Origin of the sequence: Streptomyces sp. NBC_00490, from assembly GCF_036013645.1 — a bacterium.
GTDB classification, from domain to species: domain Bacteria; phylum Actinomycetota; class Actinomycetes; order Streptomycetales; family Streptomycetaceae; genus Streptomyces; species Streptomyces canus_F.
The window spans coordinates 7,510,237-7,531,796 of the sequence record NZ_CP107869.1; the positions used below are offsets into that span (position 1 = coordinate 7,510,237).

The 21,560-nt window shown below is 66.4% G+C and carries 25 protein-coding genes and 1 tRNA gene; 16 read left to right on the top strand and 10 right to left on the bottom strand.

Going from position 1 to position 21,560, the window contains the following annotated elements:
* The 10 genes from OG381_RS34390 to OG381_RS34435 all read right to left on the bottom strand — a co-directional run bounded on the left by OG381_RS34390 (nucleotide 1) and on the right by OG381_RS34435 (nucleotide 12,667).
* Nucleotides 1-1,290 carry a C40 family peptidase gene (locus OG381_RS34390; protein WP_327719883.1) on the bottom strand — a complete coding sequence of 430 codons (1,290 nt, stop codon included), beginning with the start codon at nucleotides 1,288-1,290 and terminating at the stop codon, nucleotides 1-3.
* A gap of 3 nt (nucleotides 1,291-1,293) precedes the next feature.
* Nucleotides 1,294-2,160, bottom strand: coding sequence for a hypothetical protein (locus OG381_RS34395; RefSeq protein WP_327719884.1), 867 nt, complete (start codon nucleotides 2,158-2,160; stop codon nucleotides 1,294-1,296).
* An 8-nt stretch (nucleotides 2,161-2,168) separates the two neighbouring features.
* Nucleotides 2,169-7,064, bottom strand: coding sequence for a hypothetical protein (locus OG381_RS34400; protein WP_327719885.1), 4,896 nt, complete (start codon nucleotides 7,062-7,064; stop codon nucleotides 2,169-2,171).
* Nucleotides 7,064-7,255 carry a hypothetical protein gene (locus OG381_RS34405; RefSeq protein ID WP_327719886.1) on the bottom strand — a complete coding sequence of 64 codons (192 nt, stop codon included), beginning with the start codon at nucleotides 7,253-7,255 and terminating at the stop codon, nucleotides 7,064-7,066. The genes OG381_RS34400 and OG381_RS34405 overlap by 1 nt, the downstream gene beginning before the upstream one ends.
* A gap of 1 nt (nucleotide 7,256) precedes the next feature.
* Nucleotides 7,257-7,493 (bottom strand): hypothetical protein, encoded by a 237-nt coding sequence (locus OG381_RS34410; RefSeq protein ID WP_327719887.1) that lies wholly within the window; start codon nucleotides 7,491-7,493, stop codon nucleotides 7,257-7,259.
* Between the two features lie 216 nt (nucleotides 7,494-7,709).
* Nucleotides 7,710-7,937, bottom strand: coding sequence for a hypothetical protein (locus tag OG381_RS34415; RefSeq protein ID WP_327719888.1), 228 nt, complete (start codon nucleotides 7,935-7,937; stop codon nucleotides 7,710-7,712).
* A complete protein-coding gene (locus OG381_RS34420) occupies nucleotides 7,937-8,155 on the bottom strand; it encodes a hypothetical protein (RefSeq protein ID WP_327719889.1) in 219 nt (72 codons plus the stop codon). Before OG381_RS34420 ends, OG381_RS34415 begins: the two co-directional genes overlap by 1 nt.
* Nucleotides 8,152-9,981, bottom strand: a complete 1,830-nt coding sequence (locus tag OG381_RS34425) for a hypothetical protein (RefSeq protein ID WP_327719890.1) — start codon at nucleotides 9,979-9,981, stop codon at nucleotides 8,152-8,154. Before OG381_RS34425 ends, OG381_RS34420 begins: the two co-directional genes overlap by 4 nt.
* A 33-nt stretch (nucleotides 9,982-10,014) precedes the next feature.
* On the bottom strand, nucleotides 10,015-10,722 hold the full coding sequence (locus OG381_RS34430; RefSeq protein WP_443061956.1) for a peptidoglycan recognition protein family protein: 708 nt from the start codon (nucleotides 10,720-10,722) through the stop codon (nucleotides 10,015-10,017).
* A 10-nt stretch (nucleotides 10,723-10,732) separates the two neighbouring features.
* Nucleotides 10,733-12,667 carry a phage terminase large subunit family protein gene (locus tag OG381_RS34435; protein WP_327719891.1) on the bottom strand — a complete coding sequence of 645 codons (1,935 nt, stop codon included), beginning with the start codon at nucleotides 12,665-12,667 and terminating at the stop codon, nucleotides 10,733-10,735.
* A gap of 1,938 nt (nucleotides 12,668-14,605) precedes the next feature.
* Here OG381_RS34435 and OG381_RS34440 point away from each other — a divergent pair.
* The 16 genes from OG381_RS34440 to OG381_RS34515 all read left to right on the top strand — a co-directional run bounded on the left by OG381_RS34440 (nucleotide 14,606) and on the right by OG381_RS34515 (nucleotide 21,551).
* On the top strand, nucleotides 14,606-14,851 hold the full coding sequence (locus OG381_RS34440; protein WP_327719892.1) for a hypothetical protein: 246 nt from the start codon (nucleotides 14,606-14,608) through the stop codon (nucleotides 14,849-14,851).
* 3 nt (nucleotides 14,852-14,854) lie between these two features.
* Entirely contained in the window at nucleotides 14,855-15,073 is a 219-nt protein-coding gene (locus OG381_RS34445) for a hypothetical protein (protein ID WP_327719893.1), read from the top strand.
* Between the two features lie 130 nt (nucleotides 15,074-15,203).
* Nucleotides 15,204-15,524 carry a hypothetical protein gene (locus OG381_RS34450; RefSeq protein ID WP_327719894.1) on the top strand — a complete coding sequence of 107 codons (321 nt, stop codon included), beginning with the start codon at nucleotides 15,204-15,206 and terminating at the stop codon, nucleotides 15,522-15,524.
* 127 nt (nucleotides 15,525-15,651) lie between these two features.
* The gene (locus OG381_RS34455; protein ID WP_327719895.1) at nucleotides 15,652-15,936 is read left to right on the top strand and encodes a hypothetical protein; all 285 of its coding nucleotides are present in this window, start codon (nucleotides 15,652-15,654) and stop codon (nucleotides 15,934-15,936) included.
* On the top strand, nucleotides 15,936-16,082 hold the full coding sequence (locus OG381_RS34460) for a hypothetical protein (RefSeq protein ID WP_327719897.1): 147 nt from the start codon (nucleotides 15,936-15,938) through the stop codon (nucleotides 16,080-16,082). The genes OG381_RS34455 and OG381_RS34460 overlap by 1 nt, the downstream gene beginning before the upstream one ends.
* Nucleotides 16,083-16,225: 143 nt before the next feature.
* The gene (locus tag OG381_RS34465) at nucleotides 16,226-16,735 is read left to right on the top strand and encodes a hypothetical protein (RefSeq protein ID WP_327719898.1); all 510 of its coding nucleotides are present in this window, start codon (nucleotides 16,226-16,228) and stop codon (nucleotides 16,733-16,735) included.
* A 47-nt stretch (nucleotides 16,736-16,782) separates the two neighbouring features.
* Nucleotides 16,783-17,022, top strand: a complete 240-nt coding sequence (locus tag OG381_RS34470; protein ID WP_327719899.1) for a hypothetical protein — start codon at nucleotides 16,783-16,785, stop codon at nucleotides 17,020-17,022.
* A gap of 2 nt (nucleotides 17,023-17,024) precedes the next feature.
* A complete protein-coding gene (locus tag OG381_RS34475; protein ID WP_327719900.1) occupies nucleotides 17,025-17,249 on the top strand; it encodes a hypothetical protein in 225 nt (74 codons plus the stop codon).
* 2 nt (nucleotides 17,250-17,251) lie between these two features.
* Nucleotides 17,252-17,443: a hypothetical protein gene (locus tag OG381_RS34480; protein WP_327719901.1), complete on the top strand. Its 192-nt coding sequence runs from the start codon at nucleotides 17,252-17,254 to the stop codon at nucleotides 17,441-17,443.
* A 133-nt stretch (nucleotides 17,444-17,576) separates the two neighbouring features.
* Nucleotides 17,577-17,999, top strand: coding sequence for a hypothetical protein (locus tag OG381_RS34485; protein ID WP_327719902.1), 423 nt, complete (start codon nucleotides 17,577-17,579; stop codon nucleotides 17,997-17,999).
* A gap of 432 nt (nucleotides 18,000-18,431) precedes the next feature.
* A complete protein-coding gene (locus OG381_RS34490; protein ID WP_327719903.1) occupies nucleotides 18,432-20,015 on the top strand; it encodes an ATP-binding protein in 1,584 nt (527 codons plus the stop codon).
* A gap of 57 nt (nucleotides 20,016-20,072) precedes the next feature.
* Nucleotides 20,073-20,315 (top strand): hypothetical protein, encoded by a 243-nt coding sequence (locus OG381_RS34495; RefSeq protein WP_327719904.1) that lies wholly within the window; start codon nucleotides 20,073-20,075, stop codon nucleotides 20,313-20,315.
* 88 nt (nucleotides 20,316-20,403) lie between these two features.
* The gene (locus OG381_RS34500) at nucleotides 20,404-20,658 is read left to right on the top strand and encodes a hypothetical protein (protein WP_327719905.1); all 255 of its coding nucleotides are present in this window, start codon (nucleotides 20,404-20,406) and stop codon (nucleotides 20,656-20,658) included.
* 3 nt (nucleotides 20,659-20,661) lie between these two features.
* On the top strand, nucleotides 20,662-20,988 hold the full coding sequence (locus OG381_RS34505; protein WP_327719906.1) for a hypothetical protein: 327 nt from the start codon (nucleotides 20,662-20,664) through the stop codon (nucleotides 20,986-20,988).
* A gap of 47 nt (nucleotides 20,989-21,035) precedes the next feature.
* The gene (locus OG381_RS34510; protein ID WP_327719908.1) at nucleotides 21,036-21,266 is read left to right on the top strand and encodes a hypothetical protein; all 231 of its coding nucleotides are present in this window, start codon (nucleotides 21,036-21,038) and stop codon (nucleotides 21,264-21,266) included.
* 210 nt (nucleotides 21,267-21,476) lie between these two features.
* Nucleotides 21,477-21,551, top strand: a tRNA-OTHER gene (locus tag OG381_RS34515).
* Nucleotides 21,552-21,560: the final 9 nt, after the last annotated feature.

Genomic DNA, 21,560 nt, shown 5'->3' on the forward strand with positions numbered 1-21,560 from the left:
TCAGAACCCCAATCCCATGTCCGCCAGCACCTGGCGCCCAATGTTCATGGTCTTGTCCGCGACGCCCGGCTGACGCCTCCACTTGGGGTCGTTGCGCACCAGCTGCGTGAAGCTGTTCAGGTCCATCGGCTGGGGCTGCCCCTGCGCGTTGGACCTGTTCAACGCCTGTTTCACACGCGGGGAGAAGACGTTAACGTCCGTCTGCGGGAGCCCCAGTTCCTGTGAAACGACCTGGATATAGGGCTGCGCAAGGTCTTGGATGTCCGCTCCGGCCTTGATCTGCTCGGCGAACGCCGGGTACAGACCGGCGCTCTGTTCACGGATCGAGGCCTGGATCTGCTCCATCGTCGTCAGGCCGCGAACAAGGTATTGCGCGTTGTTCAACACGGACTGCTTGGTGACGGAGACGCCGTTCTTGTAGGCCTCTTCCTTGATGGCCCTGGCCGCCTGGCCGGCTGTGCCGCCCAGTGTCTCCTTCTCCCCGAACTTCACGTACTGGCCCAGGAAGTTCTGGACCTGAGCTTCCTGCCAGCCAAACCAGACCATGTTCTTGGCCAGCTTCTCCGCGTTCTTGTCGGAGAGGATCGCCCCGGACTGAACGGCCATCTGCTTGGCCGCCACCCGGGCGGCCTCCATCTGCGCCTTGTAGGTCGCCGGGTCCGTCTTCTGCAAGACCTGCGCCTGACGCACCGTCTCAGAGTTCTTCTTCCACCAGTTCGAGTTCTTCACCTCGGCCTGGAACTTCTGCGCGGTCCACTGGCCCTCAACGGCGCCGTTGAGCATTTTCCACAGCTCGGGCTGGCTCTTGAAGAACGCGTAGCTCATGCCGTACGTCTCCGCCAGCTCGTGTGCATCGAGCTGCGGGGCGACCTCTTCGGCGTACCCGCCACCGGAGGAGGCGTCAGCGGAGACGCCGGAGATCCGGCGCCCGCCCATCCACCGGTCCATGTAGTAGCCCTCGGCAAGGGACGAGATCTTCACGCCCTGCCCCGGCCGCGGGGCATGGATGAATTTGCCGCCCCCGATGTAGATGCCCACATGGTCCGGGCCGGACTGCTTGCGGTCCGTGTCGAAGTAGACCAGGTCGCCCGCGCGGAGCTTATTCGGCTGGACCGACGCACCCACGTTGATCATGTTGTAGGTGGTGCGGGGAAGGCTGATGCCGGCCTGGCCGAAAGCCCAGGTCACCAGCCCCGAGCAGTCGAAGCCGGACATGTTCTCGCCGCCCCAGACGTACTGCACGCCCAGGGCCTTCCGCGCCGTCTCCACGATGTCCTCACCACGCGCCATGGCTTACTCCGCAGCTCCGTAGATCAGGGACTCGAAAGCGTTCTGATAGGTGGTCACAGCCTGAGTGACCCCGTATTCCTTCTTCTTCTTGATCTGCTGCTCGCCGATGTAGGCCTTACCGTCCGCCGTCAGGCCGCCGGTCTGCGTGGTGTCGCTGCCCAGCTGCTGGCCGGTCTCCATGTCGTACTCAGTGGTGGTCGTGGAGACGACTGGCGAGTTCTGCTCCGCCTGGTGCAACGCATTGGCGAACGCGCCCAGCTCGCCCGCCCCAGGGTCGCGGCCCATCAGGTTCTGGAAGAGCTGCGTCGACAGGGCCCGCGCCGTATCCGGGTCCGTCAGGTCGATACGGGTGTCCGTCTGCTGCGCCTTGCCGCCGCCCAGGTAGGTACCGGGCCCGGTGTACTTGCGCTCACCGGTCTGCGTGTTGATCTGCCACACACCGGCCGACGTCCAGGCGTTGGCACCGCCGGAGGCCTGAACGTAGGAGGCCATCAAGTCGAAGGGGGACACCTTCTTCTTCAGCGCGCCGTACTTCGCGGCCTCCTTAACGAGCTTCTCCCAGAGCTTGGCCCCCTCCAGGGGGCCGTCCCCGAGCTTGAGCATCCCGGAGAGGATGCCTTGCGCCATGAAGTCGCTCTGCTTCTTCGTGTTCCAGTTGCGGAACTCCGCCTCTGCTTCTGCCTGCGAGACCCACAGGTCTTGCTTGCGCTTGCCCAGCGAGGCCTGGGCGGCCGGGCTCAGGTACTTGTCGTTCTTGCCGTACATGCCGGAGACCTGGCCCATGTAGACCTGGCCGCCCGCGGCGGCGCTGGCCCCGGCGAACGCCTCCAGCCCCGCCTGGTACGGGTCCGGCTTCGGGGTACCGCTCATGATGGCCATTACGCCTCCTCCTCCAGGCCCAGATCCACGCCCAGGTCCCTGGACAGGTAGCGCGACCACAGATCGCCGAACCGGGTGTCGGACTCCGTGAGGTCATCGACGATCCGGCCCCAGCCGGACGCCAGGTCGGCATTGCTCTTTGCGTTCAGTGAGGCGGAGCCTCCCGCCGCGTCCCGCTGCGCCAGGGTCTGTGTCAGCGCCTTGCGGTAGCCCAGGTATTGCTGGAGCACCCGTAGATCGCTGCGGTTCTTCAGCCGGGACAGCTCGCTGTGCGCCACCGCGGTCAGGCCCGGGATCAGCCGGTCATAGCGCTTGGGGTCGATCGTGTAGTAGTCCTTGCTCCACTGCTCGTTGTAGAGCTTGTTTTCGCTCCCATCGGGAAGCAGCGGGTCACCCAAGACCTTGGCGATAGCCGAGCGCATGTTCTTGAACTGCTCCGCGCCCGGGTCCTCGAAGGAGGTGAAGCCGGCCGAGTGCATCTGCGCCGTCACGGAGTTGTTGAGCTGCGTGAACTTCGCCCAGCCCAGGCGGCGCTGGTTCTCCGCCATCGCCTCGTCCGCGCTCAGGCGCGTGCGCTGCGCCTCCGCCCCGCCGGGGACGAGCGGGGAGGAGAGCTGATAGGCGTACGCCTCGGGCGAGAAGGGGCCGTTACCCTCGGGGCCGATGATGAGCGCGGCCAGCTCCGGGTTCGCCGCAAGGACGTCGGCGTACTTCTGCGTCAGCTCCACGGCTTTCACCGTGGCGGGCACGCCGCCCGTGTTCTCCGTGGTCGCCTGAGCGAACACGAAGTAGCTCTCGCCGAAGCGGTCAAGGAAGGCCTCGTCCGCGGTGAGCGGGTTCTTCCTGCGCAGGTTGTTGTACTGGTCCCGGAAGAACTGATACTCGTCCGTCCGCTGCGTCGCGAACGGCTGCGTCCAGGCCGTCGCCGCGGAGAAGAGCCAGTAGTTACGGGTGCGGTCCGCGATCTCCTGAGCAGTCGGCATGGGTGTGCCGAAGTTCGCATGCTCATACGCGGCCTTCTGCATGATCTGCAACTTGACGCGCTGGTAGCGCTCGTCCGAGGTGTCGAGGGCGGTCACGAAGTTCTTCGCGTAGGCGGGCAGGCCCTGCTGAAGGACGGTTTCCCCCAGGCCGCCGGGCGTGGGCCCGAAAGGCAAGACGCCGAGATGCCGCAGGATCTCCGCCTGCTTGGGCTTGTCCTTCACCAGGAGGGATGCCGGGATGCTCACCACAGGGCCCGTGCCGGGGTTGAACCACGGATCACCTTGGGTGATCAGGTTCATCGAGTCCTGCGAAATCTTCCAGTTCTTCAGCTGGTTGTCGACGCTGTCCAGGCCCCAGGACTTGCCGATGTCGGAGCCAACCACGAACTTCGGCACCCTAGCGATGATCATGCGCTCGCCCTTGGGGACGAAGCGCTGCACCATCTTGCCCGTCTCGTCGTCCACGACCGTGACGGTGCCATCCCGCTGCACCTTGTTGCCGTCGCGGTCCTGCATCCATCCCCACGACAGCGGGGCGTTGAAGAACTGCGAGGCGTAGCCGACCACCTGGGGGCGGTCGGCGATGATGCGCGCCCAGCGCTGCCACGCCTCCGTCGTCGCCGCGAAGAACGGCGACATGAAGCGGAGCATGTGCCCGGCGTCGGAGCGGTGCGCGATGTCGAAGACGAGCTTGCGCGTGTCCTTCAGCGCCAGGCGCCGGGCGGTCTCCGCCAGGCGGTCTGCATCGGACTGCGTCAGGTGCACGCCCTGCCGCATCTCCTGCGAGGCCAAGGAGCGTGCGTGCCCCTCGTAGAGCTGGTTGAACAGGGGGTGGCGGGACATGCGGTCGGCAGGCAGCGAGGCCGCCCACTTGTACCACCAGTCAATGACGCCGTCCGCGGCCCGGCTGGCCTGGTTGGAGCCGGCCAGGGCCTCACCCAACTGCGTGGAGTGCACATACTGCGGATAGACGCCGACCTTGGCCACCTCGGTCAGGTAGTCGATGTCTGCTTCGCCGCGGGCCACGGCCTCACGCAGGCCGGGGGCTGCGTCGGAGAGAGGTATGTACTCGTCGACCTCATGCCACACGGACTGAGCGATGCGCTCCGGGGTGTCGTAGGTGATGCCCAGACGCTTGCGGTACGCCCGCCCCTGCGGCGTGGTGCGCAGCCACCGCGCCATCTCGCCCGGCGTGGAGCCGTTGACCGCCATCCTCGCGAACGGATCTTGCATGATCTGATGGTTGATCGCCTTGTGCCAGGCCTCCACGAACCTCTCTTCGGTGCCCGGGTACGAAATCGGCGCCGCCGCCTTGGAGTTGTAGGAGCGCTGAAGGTTGGAGTGGATCAGCTGCTTGTTGCGCTGAAGCAGCGTCCTCAGGGAGTCGTCGGACGAAATGAGCTTCATGTAGTACTCGCCCTGCTCACCCGCCCCGGAGGCGGGCAGCCGCACGCCGGGGGCCACCTCCACCTGGCGGTCCAGCTGCGAGGACTGGCGGAACCCGCGGGCCCGCGCTTCCAGCGCGGTGCGCTCGGCCAGCTCCAGGCCCTCGCGGTGCCCGGCAAGCTCCTGCATACGGACTTCGAGGTCGTAGTCCACCCGGTTGGCGCCGCTGGCCAGGTAGGTGCGCTCACTGACCACCGCGTCCCGCTGCTGAGTCAGGCGCTGAATCAGCGTATCCATGGCCGCGGTCTGGCCGGGTGCGCCCTGGGCGCCCTGCGCTGACCGGCGGTACTGCATGTGCTGAAGACGCGCCTCGGCGCGCTCAAGGTCCGTAGCAAGGACGGCCAGGCGCGTGTCCCGCCTGGCGTTGCGCGCCTCGATGCGGGGTGCGATCTGGGCAATCTCCTCGTCCGCGTAGCGCATACCCTCCCGGGCCACCGCGGCAGCGCCCTCGTAGTGGGAGGCCGGGCGGTAGTGGAAGAGGTTCGTTGCCAGGTTCTTCACGCCGAAGCCCGCGCGTGCCGCCATGGTGGCGGCGCCCAGGCGGGCCGTCTGCCCCAAGAGGTCGTCCGAGAGGACGCGGGGGATGTAGCCCAGGCGGAAGAGTGTGGCAAATTTCCACAAATGTGACATGTAGTCCAGGCCGTCAACGATCCAGTCCGGGTTCCCGGCGCGGGCGGTACGGATCGCCGAAAGGGCGCTGGAGTGGCGGGCGAGCGTGGTGTCCAAGGCCTTGAGGTCGATCAAGATCTGGTCGTTCGCGAGCTTGGTCACCATGTTGGGGTGGATCTTCAGACGGCCATCGTGACCGGCGAAGATGTCCGCACTCTGGCGGGTCTCGCCCTCCACCATCGGGCGGTTGGCGCCGGAGTAGCGGCGCAGCTCCTCCTGCCCGCGGGTGATGTTGGAGCGGTACTCGCGGTACAGGGCCAGGCCCTCGTCATACGTGAGGCCGTGCTTCTGCGCCACGGCCGTGACGCCGTGGCCCTGGATCTGCTCCAGGGCCTCGATCCGCTGCCCCTCGGTCGTGGTCTTGAGGTAGTTGTTCAGATACTCCGCGCGGATCTCCGGGCCGATGCCGGGGATGCGGGAGATCAGGCCGCGCAGCTCGTCCACGCTCTCCGGGTGGATGTCGTCGATGGCGATCAGCCCATTGGGGTGCGCCTCGGCGAAGGAGCGGACGAAGGTGGCGGAGGAGCCGAACATGTCCGACGCATAGATGCGCGTCTTGCCGATCGCGTTGACCTCGCGGGAGGTCGACCCCATCGCGGGGCCGGTACGGAACAGCCGCTGGTTCGCCGTGCGGGCATACGCCCGACTGCCCGAGAGTCGGGTCAAGTTCAGGGCGTCCAGCTCCGCGTAATGGCCCAGCGTCGCGTCATAGCGGGCCACCAGGTCTTCATCCGCCGCGATACGCGTGCGCAGCTCGTCCATACGGTTCGTGACCATGGCCTCGGCCTGCGGATTCGCCTGCGCCTGGACGCGGGGGAGGGCCTCCACCTCCAGGTTCGCCAGGCGCGAGGTGTCCTGCTCCATCCGCATCGCCGCGGCAGCGTTCTGCGACTGGAGCTGTGCGCGCGCCTCGACGTCGCCCAGCGTCGTACGCAGGAAGAGAGCCACTTCGTCCGGGCTCTTGAGCTGGGAAATGATCCCGCCGGCCCGGGGCCCCAGGGCCGACTTCTTGAACATGCTCAGGTTGTTGATCAGGTCCGGCTGGGCCCGGTTGTTCCAGATGAATTCTTGGGCACGCGCCATGCGCGAAGAGGCCATCATCTGGTTCAGGTCACCGGCGCTCCAGCCCTCGCGCGGGCGCGGCGTGACCACGAATTCCTTGCGCGCGGCGCCGATCGCCTTACCGGCGAGAATCGTCGGGTCCAGCCACCAGCGCGCGGCGAAGTCCGCTGCGCCCGAGGCGTACTTGAAAAAGGTCGAATCCCGGCGCAGCTGCTCGACCGCCCTGTTGCCGACCACGGGCATGCCGCCACGCTTCAGCAAGTCCTGCTGCTCGTCCTCGGTCAGGTCGTCCCACCCGGGCGGGAGGTACGCCTTGGGCGGGGTGGCGTACAGCGGGCGGTCCTTGAGGATCTCTTCCACCTCACCGTGGTCCGCCCAGAAGGCCTGACCAGGGCTGACGTGGTTGGCGACCTGCCATGCTTTGCCCCATGCGGAGGCAGAGAGCAAGTCGCCCATGTTGCCGTTCTCCGCGTGCGTGCCCGCCAGGAGGAACGTACTCATCGGCTGGGATACGCCGTTGTCGTACGCCCAGGCCATGCCGTGGAGGATCTTCTCCAGAGGCCTGCCCGCGGGCTCCAGAACCTTCTTCTCGATGAAGCGGCCCGTCGCGGACTGGCCCACCTCTTCATCGTCGCCCAGCGCCCAGGTGAGGCCCTGGTTCGCGTACGTGCCGACGATCGGGACGGCGATCGAGCCGTCCCGCACGTTCTTCAGGAAGTCATCCCATCCGCCCATCAGGCCTCCGGCTCAGCGAAGGACATCTCAGAGGGGTAGACGTCGATCGGCGTACGCGCGGCCTGGAGGCCGAAGGCCAGGTCATAGCCGACGTGGCCCGGGTTCGGGCCGTTCACGGCCATGTCGAAAGCGAGCGCGGGCGTGTCGTCGAAGAACGCCAAGTAGTTCCCGAACTGAGTCCACCACCCCATGTCACGCCATCCCCTTCAGCATCCGCACCATGTTCCGCGCGGACTTGCTCGACCCCGGCTGATTCGCCATGTGCTCGAAATAGGGCAGGTACATCACGAGCCGGCGCATGTCCTGATCCACCTCGTTCGGCAGACCGAGGGCCTCAAGCCCCGGCCCTTCGCCCAGCGCCGCGCCCGCCGTTACCGGCGTGCCCGGCTCCTGCGTACCGGCATCGAGGCCCACCAGGCCCTCCGACACGTCCGCCACCTGCGGAGCCCCGACATCCCCGCCCGGGGATGCCGACACGGGGGCCGCCTGCTGGAGCTGATCCAGCTCCTGGCGCTCCCCGTACGCACCGCCCGAGGGTGTACGGATGGGCTGCGAGGGCCCGCCGTCAGTGCGCTTGGACAGCGCACCCGGCCCGCTGACGGGGGCCGGGCTGCCCGGCTGTCGATATCCGCCGCGGGCCACGGCTTAGTGAGCCTTGTTCTTGTCGTTGCTGCCAGTCGGCGCAGGCTTGGTGCCCAGGCTGGTGGTGTTCCAGCCCACGACGTTCGGCGTCACGGTGTTGCCGTCCGTGTCGCCGCTGTTCTCACCCTGCATCGGCTGCTGAGTGTTGGGCTGCTCCATGCCGCCCTTGAGGTGCTCCATGGGCTTGCTCCCGCCCTCGTGGTACGGGTCGCCGCCGAATCCGTCAGTCATCAGTTCTCCCTGTTCTTGGGGTCCTTGTGCGTCTCGCACCACTTGGCGCGAGGGCCCTTTGAGGCCTTCGGCTCCGAGCACCCGTCGTGCTCGCACAGCGAGCCCGCGAAGTCGGGCTCGACGAGGTTCCGCGCGTGGTCGCGCACCGCCTCTTCGCACCCGAGCCAATGCCCCTGGTGGTTGTTCTCGGCCTCGCGGCCACACGTCGGGCAGCTCATGCCGGAACGCTCCTCTTCACGGATGCGGATGCCGTAGGCCGTCCGCTACTGGTGAGCCCGGCGAGCAGGCTCATGACGTCGGGCTTGCCGCCGGGGCCCATCTGGGCCTGGCCCGGGGCGATGCCGCCCGGCATACCGGTGGACGGGTTCATGCCGAAGGGGACCCCGGCGTCGGCCCCAGGGCCAGACGCGCCTGGCGGGGCCCCCGGGGGAGCACCGGCCGGCTCCGGCTGGGGCTCCGGCTGGAAGGCCTTCAAGATGGCCTCGTGCATGGGCATGCGCTCACGAAGCTCGATCAGCTTCGCGGCCTGCATCAGGATCATCGTCGGGTCCATGCCCTGTTGGGCCATGATCCCCATGGAGCTGAGCAGGGAAAAGACTCCCTGCTTGAGGGCGTCTGTCGTCTGCTCCTTGTCCACCTCGGCCTGGAGCGAGGCCACATCCACATCCATCGGCAGCTGGCGCTGCACGAAGTCCCGGCTCACCAGCTGGTCGCCGCGGAGCTGGAGAAGGAAGATCAGCGCCTGGTTCGGGTTCATCCCCGACGCGAAGCCGTAGCTCACGCTGACGCGATAGTTGCCCTTGATGTCCTTGGAGGGGGTGTAGGTCTCCTCGAAGGGCGTGCCATTGATGACGCCAGAGATGGACTTCTTTGCGTCCGGCCAGTACTTCTCGTCCATCTCGAAGGCCAGCTCAAGGGCACGCTCCAGCGCGTCGCCGATGATGAGCTGACCCGTGGCCACCTGAATGTCGTAGCCCCCGTTGAGGGCATCGACTCCGCGGCCGGTGATGATCGAGGCGTCCACGTCACCGGTCGCACTGGCCGGGGTGCGGGTGCCCTTCATGACCTCCGCGGCCAGAAGCGCATCCTGCTGCCAGGCGGCCTGCGGCATGTCCGTGCCGACGCGGCGGATCTTCTCCGGCGAGTTGGTGCGGATGACCGCGTCATCCCCGAAGGGGATCTTCTGCACGTCGGTCGGGATGGCAAGCGGGGCCCGGACGGTCTGCTGTGTGGCCTGGAGGCCGAGCATCGCCACGCGGTTGCGGGCCAGCATCGGCCACACCACGTCATCGAACTGCCCGCGGTCCTGGTCGTCCCACGTGGGCTTCCTGGCGACGGCGACGGGAACCTTGCCGAAGCGGTTCTCGGTCTCCATCAGGACCAGGTTCTTGCGCTCCGGCATGTAGAGCACGTACGAGGTCTTGTCGCAGTACTTGACCAGCTCAAGTTCCGTGTCCCCGGTGACGTGCTGCCCGCCGCCGAAGGGCTGGTTCTTGCCCAGGATGGCGTCCGAGAACTCGGGGAACTTGGCGGCGAGCTGGCGGGCGCCCTCGCGCCAGACCTTGGTGTAGCTGATGACCTTGCCGCTCAAGTCGGTCTGCGCGTAGTGCTTCATGGGGTTGTCGATGCGCAGGCGCGGACGGCCGTTCTCGAAGTCCGGCTCCACGACGATCGGCATGGCGCCGTAGGTCAGGTACCAGTCACAGCCGGTCGGCATCTGCCGCTTGAGGCCAGAGTCCAGCACGTAGCTGTAAGCGATCTTCGTCTTGCGTGCGACGAAGCGCTTGCCGCGCTCGCTGGTTACCACGCCCGGCGCGCAGTTCAGGGACGGCAGCGGCGCCAGGTTCTCTGCCAGCTGGCGGGCGGAGGTGTCCAGGACGTTGGCCGTGATCGGGCGCGGCCACGCGTCCGGCATCGAGCCCGGCGCAATGCTGTCGATCTTCTGCGCACGCGCGTCGAAGACCGTCTGATGCCGCGCGTCCCGCTCCTGGGCGTCGCGGCGGAGCGCCTCCACGCGTGCAGCGATCCTGGCTATATCTGCCATGACACCTCCCTGACCTAACAATCTAAGGCAGAACTACCCGAAAACCTTCGCTTCGAGGCGAGCAAGACGCTGCTCCACCGTCAGCGGCGGGGGAGTCACCGACCCCGTCCACTTCCCGGCCGGCTTGGCCAGGCACGCGGCCACGTCAGCCCGGAAGCCCGCCATGTCGATCCCGCGAGGGTCGATCTTCTGGTTCGACCACTCCCGGTGGGCGATCACGCTCTTGGCGCCCCAGCCGTGGGCGCGGCAGATCGCAGCCTGGGCCTTGACCATGGCCACGTACTGAGCCTTCGGCCAACTCTCGTTGCCTGAACCGGAGTTGACGCACTCCCACCCGTAGAAGTGGCTGTTGCCGTCGACTGCGTCAGCGTCCCCCTGGCCGTAGCGCGGCGCAGGCGGGGCGGCCCCGTAGTCCTCTTCCGTGACCGCGGCGAGAACCCGCGCGTCTCCACCACCAGCATGGTTCGCACGGCCGTTGCCGATCAGGTAGACGGTGCCCGTCTTGCCGATCACGCCCGTGGCCAACGGCCCCGGCAGGGGAGTGCTGCCGTCAAAGCAGTACTCCAAGATCCCGGCTTCGGTGCTGTACGGCCCCGTGTGGTGGATCATCGTGCCGTTCACCGGCCCCCAAGCACCCTTGTGGTTGCGGTTGTTGTCCCGCCACCCCGGATGCCCCACGACCTTCACGCCCTCGGCCTTGAGGGCCTCCACCAGCTTGTCTGCGCTCAGCGGCGGTGCCATGCCTACTCCCTCACCACGTCAGGGCGCCGTTCCAGGCGCCCGAGCCCTGCTGCTGCAAGGCGAAGTCGACGTCCACGACCATCTGGCCGGCTGCGTCCCGCTCAGAGGTGAACTCGTTGTTGGCGACGTGCCAGCCGGAGAAGTCACTGACCATCAGCTCTCGCGCCCGGATCTCTGCGAACCACAGGGCCATGACGCAGTCGGTCAGGCCCTTGGTCTCCGGGAACCATGAGCAGAGCTGTTCGATCAGCGCGCGCACGCTCTCGCTCTGCGTCTGGCTCGGCAGCCGGATCAGGTTCTGGTCGGTGCGCCAGCCCTCGAAGAGCGGCGCCATGCTCGCCACGCCGAAGTCGGCGTCCCACTTGTTGCTGTTCGTGTGGTGCGGCGTGATCAGACAGCCGCGGGCGGAGAGGAACGTACGGATCAACTGGTCCTGCGTGATGCTGGCCTGATAGGCGTTCTTCTCGACCCGCCACTCAGATATCCCGTACCGCTCCGTGAGCCGCTCGATCTCCGAACGCATCTCGTGCGGCGGCATCCCCCGGCGGTTCACCACGTCCAGCACCCACCGCACACCGGTGCGGCGGTCCACCCCGACCACCACCATGGCCGTGCACCCGGCCGCCGCCGGGTCCAGGCCTGCCACGACGAGGAGGCCATCCATCCCGTAGCGGCGGTGGTCGGACTGGCCGTCCATCAGGCGGCCCGGATACCGGGCCCGGTCGACGCATCCCTGTACGTCTTCCATCTTGAAGACCGCGTCATCGGCGACTTGGTCTTGCATGTAGACCATGCTCCAGTTGCGCGGCGACATCTTCCGGCGCTTCTTCGCCAGCGCCTTGCCATCCCACATCGGCCAAAGGCCGTTCTCGTCCTGCGTGACGAGCTTGCGCGCGGCGATGGTCACCGGCGGGCGGTTGGTCCGCGGCCAGAGGGTCACCCAGTCCTCGGGGTCCTCGGCGAAGGAGAGGACGGCCGGCTGCGTGAGGTACGTCCAGGGAGAGGTGCCCTCCGCGTAGTACTGGGGCTTGAGGATCTCCGAGTACAGATCCACCGTCTCCATGCGGGTGCCGATCAGGAGCATCCGGCCGCCAGCGTCGGCCACACGGGAACCGACCTGGTTCTGAATCCAGGTGATCTGCTTCTCGAAGTTCTGGTGGTTCGTGTGGTCCACGCAGTCGTCCATGATCGCGAGATCACAGCGAGACCCGTAGATATGCCCACCAATGCCTACAGCTTGGACAGTTGGGTCTTTTTCACCCGCCGTGCGCCCGGCAACGTAGATCCGGTCGGCGGTCCAGGAGGCGGAGCCTTCCGAGAAGCCCCCCGGCGGGCCGAAGGCCTGCTGAAGGTCCAAGTACGCCTCGGACTCGGCCAAGCGCTCCTTGATGCTCAGGAGGAACTTCTTCGCCATGTCCTGTGTCTTGGAGATCAGCAGGATGCGGACGTTGGGGTCTTGGACGATCCTCCAAACCACATAGTTCACGGTCAGCGTCGTGGACTTGGCGTGCTCCGGCGGGGTGTTGACCAGGATCTGGTCCTCGTCGCCCTTCACGTACCGCTGGCGCGGGTGCAGGTCCCGCGGCTCTTTGCCCTCCAGCAGGTCGAACCACTGCAAGTGGTGCCAGAAGAGCTTGGTGTCCAAGTACCGCTCGCAGAAGGCCGGGAAGTCCGGGACGTCCGGGACCCCGTCGCGCGCCTTCTCGATCTGCGACTGAAGCGCCCGGTCGATCAGATCCCGGTAGTCCGCATCGGAGCGGCGGTAGTACTCGTGCGTCTTGCGCACCACGCCGGCCTGACGGCAGCCCTCGGCGATCGTGTGCCCCATGCGCACGGTCGCCAAGATGATCTGCTTGCGGTCCTTCGAGGAGGCCTTGGAGATCCGGCGGTCCCTGGGGGAGTTGTTCGCCAGCTTGCCGTCCTTGTTCACCGTCAGGCGAGCCACTGCCACCTCCCCGCCTCTGGGGCCCCCGAGGGGCCCGTCCGGGGCGGGAGGCTAAAGCCTGCTAGCACCTTTCTGCTAGCAGTTCAGAATTCAACCAAGAGGGGGGCTCGAAAAGTTTGGAGGAAAACACAAAGACGACGCGCCGATCCGTCTTGACTTTCCCATGATCACGCCAGCTAAGCTCGACCCAGCGAAGCTCGACCGGCAGGGAAAAGCCCCTCCCGCTCTCGCTTACAGCAGACGCCCGCCAGGGCGTCAGCCCAGCTCAGGGCCCCTCCCGGGGCCCTTCTGCATATGCGGCGCCAAGCGCCGCCGCCGGGCCTCGAAAGGCCCAGCCGGCCGCCAGACAAGGCGGCCCAGCCCTGGGGAGTTGGCCACAGAGACCTGGGCGGAGACCAGGGATCGGGGGCCTGAGGCGTTTTAACACCCCGGGGTCAAAGGGGTGTGAAAACGGGACAGATGGTGCCTCTTGAGGCACAGGAGGGGGCTCTTAGGCCCCCGATCAGCCGAGGCGGACACTCGTCCGCATCGCTCACGCGCTGCTCCTCGTGCCTCTCACATGCATAGCTGTGCCCACCAGGGCACATAGACAAGGGCCCTGCTGTGCACCCTGGTGGGTGCACCATGCGTGCCCCTTCGGGGCACAGCTGCGTGCATGCATGCGTGTGCTCCGGCCGGATGCCCAGGGGCCGGAGCACAGCTCCACGCGTACGCGTGTGCGTACGTGCGCACACCTGCGTGTGCGCCCCCTGCCCAGCTCTGGCCGCTTGCATGAACTCCCGTTCATGCATGCCTGTTCGCCCTGGTCACCGGCAGTACTCGCAGTGCTGCATTCCGCTTCCGTCACTCAAACCTCCACGCGTCACGCATTGTGACGGGTTTTACACCACAGGTTGACTGACCGGTTTCCCCTGGTAACCGCAGCGGCATATGCCGATGTCACCGCCTCACCTGCATTTATGCGAATCGCACCCCGTGTGCTACGTGCGCTCCGGGCGTGCGCCGGAGGGTATCGGCCACCTCTTCACATTCCCTTCACATGCCCCTTGATCACGCTCCGCTTACGGAAAGGCGAGCGTCAGCACCCCCGAAGAAAGATCTTGCCTAGCTCAGGCAACCCTTATGAGTGCAGGTGGAAGGCCCACAGAAAAGATCTTGGAAGGAATTTCGTGCAAGGGCTTGACTCGGAAAACCGAGCAATGGCAGTGTCTGCACTCCTACCCGGGGAGGACGCGCAAGCGGCCAAAGCGGGACAGGGACCGAGGCCGGATCAACCCGGCCACTTGAGAACTCGGACGCAGGGCATGCCGTGAGGCATCCCCGGGCGAACACGCCAGGCACAGCCGGGAGGCTGAGTAGGCGTAATGGGGTGGATCTGGCCGGGAGGTCAGGGAGTCCCGGAAAAGGCGGCCAGGGAGGCCGGAACATCCCTGGACAGTGCTGCGGAGAGCAGCGATGCGAGCGAGCACCACAGGTGGCCCGTCGAGCGTGGGGTGAGGGCATAGCCCCCCACAGGAAGCTCCGGGCGTCACCTAGACGCGACGACCATCAAGGCCCCAGCACTGTGACCGCGTAAGGGCCCTAGGCCCGGTGTGCGCGGCAGGAACGGAGCGGAGACCTAACGGAACTCCCCGCACCCCGCAAGGGGCAAGGGGCATTCGAAGCTGACAACTGCCGGTGCATCGGACCGCTACGGGCCCGCGAGAGACAGACAGGCTGGTGGGCCGATGTGCTGTCACTCGTCATGCGGGCAGGGGGAACGCGTTGTTGCACCCTGCCCGCTTGATGAGTCAGATGATCAACGGAGAGGCTGATCATGAAGTACGAAATCATGTACGGGCAGAACCTGACCCGTATCGACGTCTTCCACGCGAACGGTTGCTGGGCACGGACGGTCTACGTCCACCGTGCCGAGTACCGCTCTTGGGAGGCGTGATCATGAGCGTTGAACTGAGCAAGCACAAGGAACGTCGCTGCGTCACTGAGCAGGGCGAGTGCCGCACCCGTTGGGGCGCAACGCTCACCAACGGCAAGGGGCAGGTGCACCACACGTTCACGTGGGCAGAGACGCGCGAAGACGCGTGCAGGCGCATGGCGGAACTCATTGCGCAGTCCCCCGACTTGTGGCGTGACTGGACATACACAGTGGCCGACAAGCCTTCCGTGACCGTGCAGGAGGTCTGAGCCATGGAAAGGGCGCACCTGTACGCGACGGACGAGCGTCTGGCCATGGTCCGGGAGGCACTTGAGCCTCACCAGGACCACGAGATCAGCGTCAACGGCTACATCGGCACGGTGCCTCCCTTGGAGCACCGCACGGACAAGCAGCTCGGGTGGCGCTTCATGGGCCACTCGGTCCGCTGTCTGCGCTGCATGACGTCCATCTCGGACGCGTGGAACGACTGACCTGCCGGAGTATCGGGCGGTCCTGAGTGCCATCAGGACCGTCCCCTTGCTCTTACAGGAACCAGAGCACGTGTCGCCGGGGGTGCCACCCCGGAGGCATGCACCACATGATCACTTGGAGAGGCTGATCATGACTGAGAAGAAGAGCGGTCCCGAGTTGCTTGGGACCATCTGGGTCTGCATGGACTGCATGCTGCACCACGCCAACGGCGAGTGTGGCGGATGCCATGAGGGGCACGACGAAGAGCCTCTGAACCGCATCGAGGGCCCGCAACACGCGGCCATGGGTCTGGCATGGGACGAGCACGCGGAAGACTGCCAGAACCGCATCGAGCGGGAGTGGCGCGGCGAGTGCGACTGCGAGACGAACACCTTCAGCCGCTCACAGTGCGAAGGGTGCGGCTCGTACCTCCACGGCGAGCGTCACGCGATGACGCTCTTCAAGGGCTGATCATCCGCCGCAGCAACGGGGTCCGCACGCTGTGCGGGCCCTCTTGCTCTTACGGATGAGAGCACGTCCACCCCGGGGTGCCACCCGGGACGGACGCCACGTGATCACCACTGGAGAGGCAGTGATCATGAAGGACCTCAACACGGACAAGGTCATCCTGGCGAAGGTTGTCAGGCGCCATACGTTCGTCCTCGGCGCGTCCGTTGCGCTTGAGCGCATGCACGTGGCCGTGATGGATGACGGCACGACTCGCGTCATCACGGAGCGGCGCCCCGAACACTTCCTTCCGGACGCCCCCAGGGTCGTGACCTTCGTATCCCGCCGAGTGGCGGACGAAGAGGACTTCCGGCAGTGCGTGCAGCGCATCCGGGAAATGGAAGCTGCGTACACGACGCAAGAGGTTGCGGCCTGATGCGTCTCGTCTACGTGTACCGCTACAACGACCCCGAAGAGCGCCGGTACCTGTTCCGGCGCCCGCTGGTCTGGGCATGGCTCCTGAGCCATCTCAGGCCCGAGTACGACTACAAGCCGTTCTGGTGGCAGGGCAGTAGCTCCTGATCATCCGCCGGAGTTAGACGAGCGGCCCCCTGCTGTGAGGGGGGGGCCGCTTCCTTGCTCTTACGGACAAGAGCGCGCGGGCCCGGAGTGCCATCCGGGCCCGCGCTGGTCGGCGCAACCCATCTGGAGAGGCAGGCAGCGCCATGAGCGACAGTACCAAGATCGAGGACAAGGGCACGAGAGCGGTCACCGTGGAGCAGCTCACTGACGTTGAGCTGACCGCAGGCCAGTACGCGACCCTCATGCGTCTCACGGAGCCGAACGACTACCAGACGGAGCGCATGCACAATCTGCGCACTGTGCTGGAGAGCGCGATGGAGCTCAGGTCGGGCAAGTACGCGACGGAGCTCACGGACGAGATGATCGAGTCCGTGTCCTACGTCCTCAAGGTCTCGGCCCTCCGGGGTGGAGCAGCGGTCATGCAGTCCAACCGGTTCGAAACGGAGTACGCCCTCAAGGGGCTGACGCCCCGTGAACGGCTCTTCAAGGCCCGTGAGGCAGGCGCAGAGATCCGGGAGACGCGCACCAACACGTCCGTCACGTTCGGCCCCCAGGGGGACGACGACGGCACGCCATGGGTCGTGTTCTCGGCAGGCCTCGGGCAGTACTTCCGCCTGCCGGACAGCGACGTACACCCGGTTTGGGGCGAGTGACCATGGCGGACAACGACAAGCCTCGCAGCGCAGGGACCGAGTGGACCATGCGTAGCTGGTACACGACGACGGACGGCGACCGCGTCTCGCTGCTACAGCAGGGGGACGACGACCTGCCGGAGCGGACGGCAGTCCTGTACTCCTACGAGTGGCCGAACACGCCGCAGTTCATCGAGTACGAGGGACTGGTGGACGCCCTGTGGGTCTACGCCGAGAGTCTCAGACAGGCCACGACGCGTGGCCTGCTGGCCGAGGTTGGCACGAACCCGAAGACGGAGGGCGAGTGATCATGGCCTTCAAGGAGATCACTTATCTCGTCCTGGTCGGCGAGAAGCCGCAGGAGTATCCGCAGACAGCGGACCAGGCTTGCCAGGCGGTTGGCGTGCACTTCGTGACCGGCCTGCCCGTGCACCGCTACGACTTCCGGACACCGGCCGGTGACCCGTGTGTGGTCGTGGTGGTCTACGGCTCGAACGCGCTCTTCGGCGCGTACATCTTCACGGGGAGGATGTGACCATGCCGCACCTGGCTGACTGCGCCGCCTCCTGGAGGGCCGAGGACAAGGGCTGTTACGAGCGACCCGCGCTCGTCCTCACGGCCGAGGATGGCGCACAGACGCTGGCCTGTGAGGGCCATGCCGGGTGGCTGCTCTCCGAGGCTCTGGAGGGCCAGAAAGAGGCCACCGTCAAGGCGTACAGCGGCGACTGACCCTGTCACCCCAAATCGCCAGGCATCCCGCATCCCCCCGCGGGATGCCTGGTCTTTTGGCCTGACAGGCCACGCCCCGGCTGGAGTGCCATCTAGCCGAGGTGTCCAACTGCCCATGGAGAGGCGGCAGATGATGAGTGAGAACCAGAAGGTGACCGTGCAGTTTGCTGGCACGATCACGTACGACGCGGCGCCGGAGGACTCCGAAGGCACGCCCAGCCCGACCACCGTAGAGGGCCACACGAAGGCCATGGCCGGTGACGTGGCGAGCACGCTCAACGATCACCTGATGTACGGCGAGAGCGACTTGGAGCCGACTGACTACGTGCAGGCGATCCACGAACTCACGGTCACCGGCGTCACCCCGGCACAGATCGAGCGCCTGGCCCGGCTGGAAGCGCTCGTTGAGCGCGCCGCAACCCTCGTCCATGACCACGCCGTGAACACGGAGGGCGTCACGAACCTGGGGCGCCTTGACGACATCGAGAGCAACTACGAGAGCGACGCATGGACGCTCGTGCTGGAACTCGCCCCGCTCGCCAGGAAGGGGGAGTAAGTGTGTGTCAAGAGTGCGAGGCGGAGACGGTGGCGGCGTGGCAACTGCCGCTGAACCAGCGGCCGATACCTCCCGCCTCCGGCGAAGGGGCGATCTACTCGCCTGAGTACCTGGCACGCAAGGAAGGCAACGCCCGGGGCGCCTACCCCCCGGGGTGGCACCCCCTTGACGTGCCGGACAGCGGCTGACCCAAGCTCCGGCGCCCCTGGCTCCCACCAGGCGCCGGTAGGCGGCCCAAGCCCCCCTTGGGGCCGCCCGCAGCACCTCGGACCCCTCAACCCCCCCGATGGGTCCGAGGTGCTGCTCTTACGTGTCCCTGCGTTCGCAAGGCTGCACATCAGGCGCCGTGGAATCCACTGCCTCTCCCCCTGATGTGCCGCCCTGGGTCCGCACGGGCCACCAATTCCCCATGTCAACGGAGAGGTTGGTTTCATGGGTGGCAAGAATCCGTTCCAGGCGATTTCGCCGGAACAGCTCCTGGCGATGGTGCAGGACGCACACACTCAGCAAGCTACAGAGCTGAGCCAGGAAGAAGCCGTCCGCAAGGCCGCTATGGCCCTGCTCGCCCAGGTGGGCGGCAAGACGATCACGGAGAAAGACCTCGTCTTCGAGGGTGCAAAGTTCGTCCTTCCCGCGCAGTACGAAGGGAAGCTGCCCGAGGCGATCTCCTTTCTGGAGCGCTGGCAGGATCAGCAGAGCAAGACGCACGAGTACAACAAGGTGTTCCAGTACCGGCCCTACGACGTGGCGCACGCGCTCACGCTGGCCCTCACGGAAGTGTTCGGGACCAGCGGCATGGGCGAGTCGTGGCGCGACATGTTCGGCGGCGAGCACCACCCGCAGTTCATCGAGGTCGCCACCGGCGTGGGCCAGTCCGTACAGGTTCCGTGGGACCTGATGGCCCTTCCGATCCTGGGCCCCAACGCAAAGATCGAAGTGGGCTTCACTCGGGATCGTGAGCTGGGCATGATCGGCAAGCTTTCGATCCAGGCTCCACGGGGCGTCAAGGCGCAGGTCGAGGGCCTCTGGAAGGTCATCGAAAGGCACCTGGTCACGTCGTCGATCTACCGGGGCAAGGCCCTGGTGGGCGGCGACCAGATCATGCCTGCCTACCTGGACGTCAGGAAGGTCGACCCGAAGCAGGTCATCTACTCGGACGACGTCCTGACGCAGCTCCAGACGAACGTCTGGAGCCTGATCGAGCACACGGACCTCATGCGGGAGCTGGGCGAGTCCCTCAAGCGGGCAGTCCTGCTGGAAGGCCCGTACGGCACCGGCAAGTCCCTGGCCGCGTTCCTCACGGCCCAGAAGTGCCAGGCCAACGGCTGGACGTTCCTGTTCGTCAAGCCCGGCGACGACCTGGACGCAGCCATGCGCACGGCCCAGCTCTACAGCCCGGCCGTGGTCTTCTTCGAGGACATCGACGTCATCGGAGAAGCTGGCGACCCGGCCCGGGTCAGCAAGCTCCTGGACTCCTTCGACGGCATCGGCGCCAAGGGTGCCGAAGTGGTGGCGATCCTCACCACGAACCGCAAGGACCGCATCCACAAGGGCATGCTCCGCCCCGGCCGGCTGGATGCCGTGATCTCGATCAACCACCTGGACGAGTCCGGCGTGGAGAAGCTGATCAAGGCGCACGTCCCGGAAGACATGCTCCGGGTCATGGACTACGCCCGGGTCTTCGAGAGCTTCAAGGAGTTCACGCCCGCCTTCGCCAAGGAGGCGATCAGCCGCGCCAAGCGCTACGCGATCACGCGTGAGGGCGGCAAGCCGACCATGCTCACGACGAGCGACTTCGTCAACGCTGCCGCGTCTCTGGCGCCGCAGCTGGAGCTGATGCACGCGGCCCAGGAGGAGAAGACCCTCCCGACGCTCGACAAGGCGTTCATGGACCGCGTCGCGGACGTCGTGGACGCCATGCGCCCAGTCGACGAGGACGGCGACAAGGCGCAGATCTACGGCGGGGGAGAGAACGTGGAGGGCTTCGAGGTCGACCGCGAATCCCTGCCCGCCTGACCAACCCCACGGGGCCCTTCGGGGCCCCGTGGTCAACACCCCGAGAGGGGGTTACCCGTGTGCGACGACTGCAACAGGCGTGGCCTTGCGGCGCTGGAGGCTATCGCCAACGGTGAGGACATCCCGGAGTTCTCGGACGGCAGTCCGGAGGTCGAACTAGCGAAGTTCTCCCTGCCCTTCCCGCTGATGGTCCAGATCACTGACACCGGCATGGCCGCGATCGTCACAAGCGAGCTGGGCTGGAAGGCAATTCGAGGCTTCCTGGAGTCCATCGGCCGGGCGGTGGACGACAGCCCTTAGAACTCCCCGCTGCCCCGGGGTGAGTGACGGCCCCCGGGGTAGCAGGGCAGGATGTGCCCTACACACATGGTCTACGGAGAGGCAGCCCATGACGTACAAGGCAACTTTGGGCGGGGAACCGCTCGCTACAGGCACCATGCAGGAGATTCAACAGGCCTCCATGGAGGCGATCACCGAGGCGCTGGGCAAGGACCCCGAAGGGGTTGCCATGAGCGCTGCGCAGGCCAACCGGGACTTCCAGAGCAGCACCGTGGAAGCCACCGTGGCATCTGTCGGCGAATGGAAGTGCCCTATGTGGGTTCACGGTGACGCACTGACCCTGGTCGTCACCAAGGAGGGGTGAACGATGCGCTACGAAGTGGTTGTCAACGCCAGGAAGCGCGGGTTCTCCATCTTCGATCACAAGCTGTCCCCGCTCGCGTTACAGAAGAAGATGGAGCCAGTTCACTGCTCCCTGGACGGTGAGCACGAGTTGGTTTTCCCCCGCTTCGGCGAGGCGTGGCAATGGCTCGGCGCATGCGAGCGGGCCGGGCTGGACCTGGAGGCCGAAGTGGGGGACGTGGCCAGGGTGTACGTGGGCGCCGGGGGTAACGTCGTGGAACTGCGGATCTGCACCGGGGTGCCTGATGGCCCTGTCGTCCGCGAACTGCCCGCGTACTGGGCGGGTGAGTGATGCCGCCGGAAATCCAAGACCGCTACGAGGTCCGGCAGGTCGGGTCAGTGTTCGCAATCCGCGACATGGCCATGCGGGGCTTCTGCTCGCTGGACGGCGAGACCGTCTTGGAGTGGGGAGAGCGCGCCGACGCCATGGCCTGGCTCAGGCAGTGCTACAAGACGTGGGGCCACAACCCGAACGTCACCGACGACCCCAACGACGCAAAGGCGCAGGCGCGCAACCGGCGCTTCGACCCCGCCCAGTCCCCATGGGATGCGTCGTTCTACGACCGTTAGACCCTCACAGACCGAAGCCCCCTGGACCCCGCCGTTTCAGGGGGCTTTGTCATGCCCCGCCCTTGTGGGGCGGAGAGCGTCAGGCCTGGGGAGGCCGCCATGAGCCGGTATGGCACCACCGGTGACGCGAAACGGGCCGTCAAGGGCGGCGACGGGATTGATCACCCGCTTAGGGGTAAAGCCGGTTCGAATCCGGCCCCGCCCACTCATCCCCCCGTAGCCCAGCTGGCAGAGGCAGCCCCCTTAAAAGGGTTTCCAGCGCGGGTTCGAGCCCCGTCGGGGGGACGCACAACC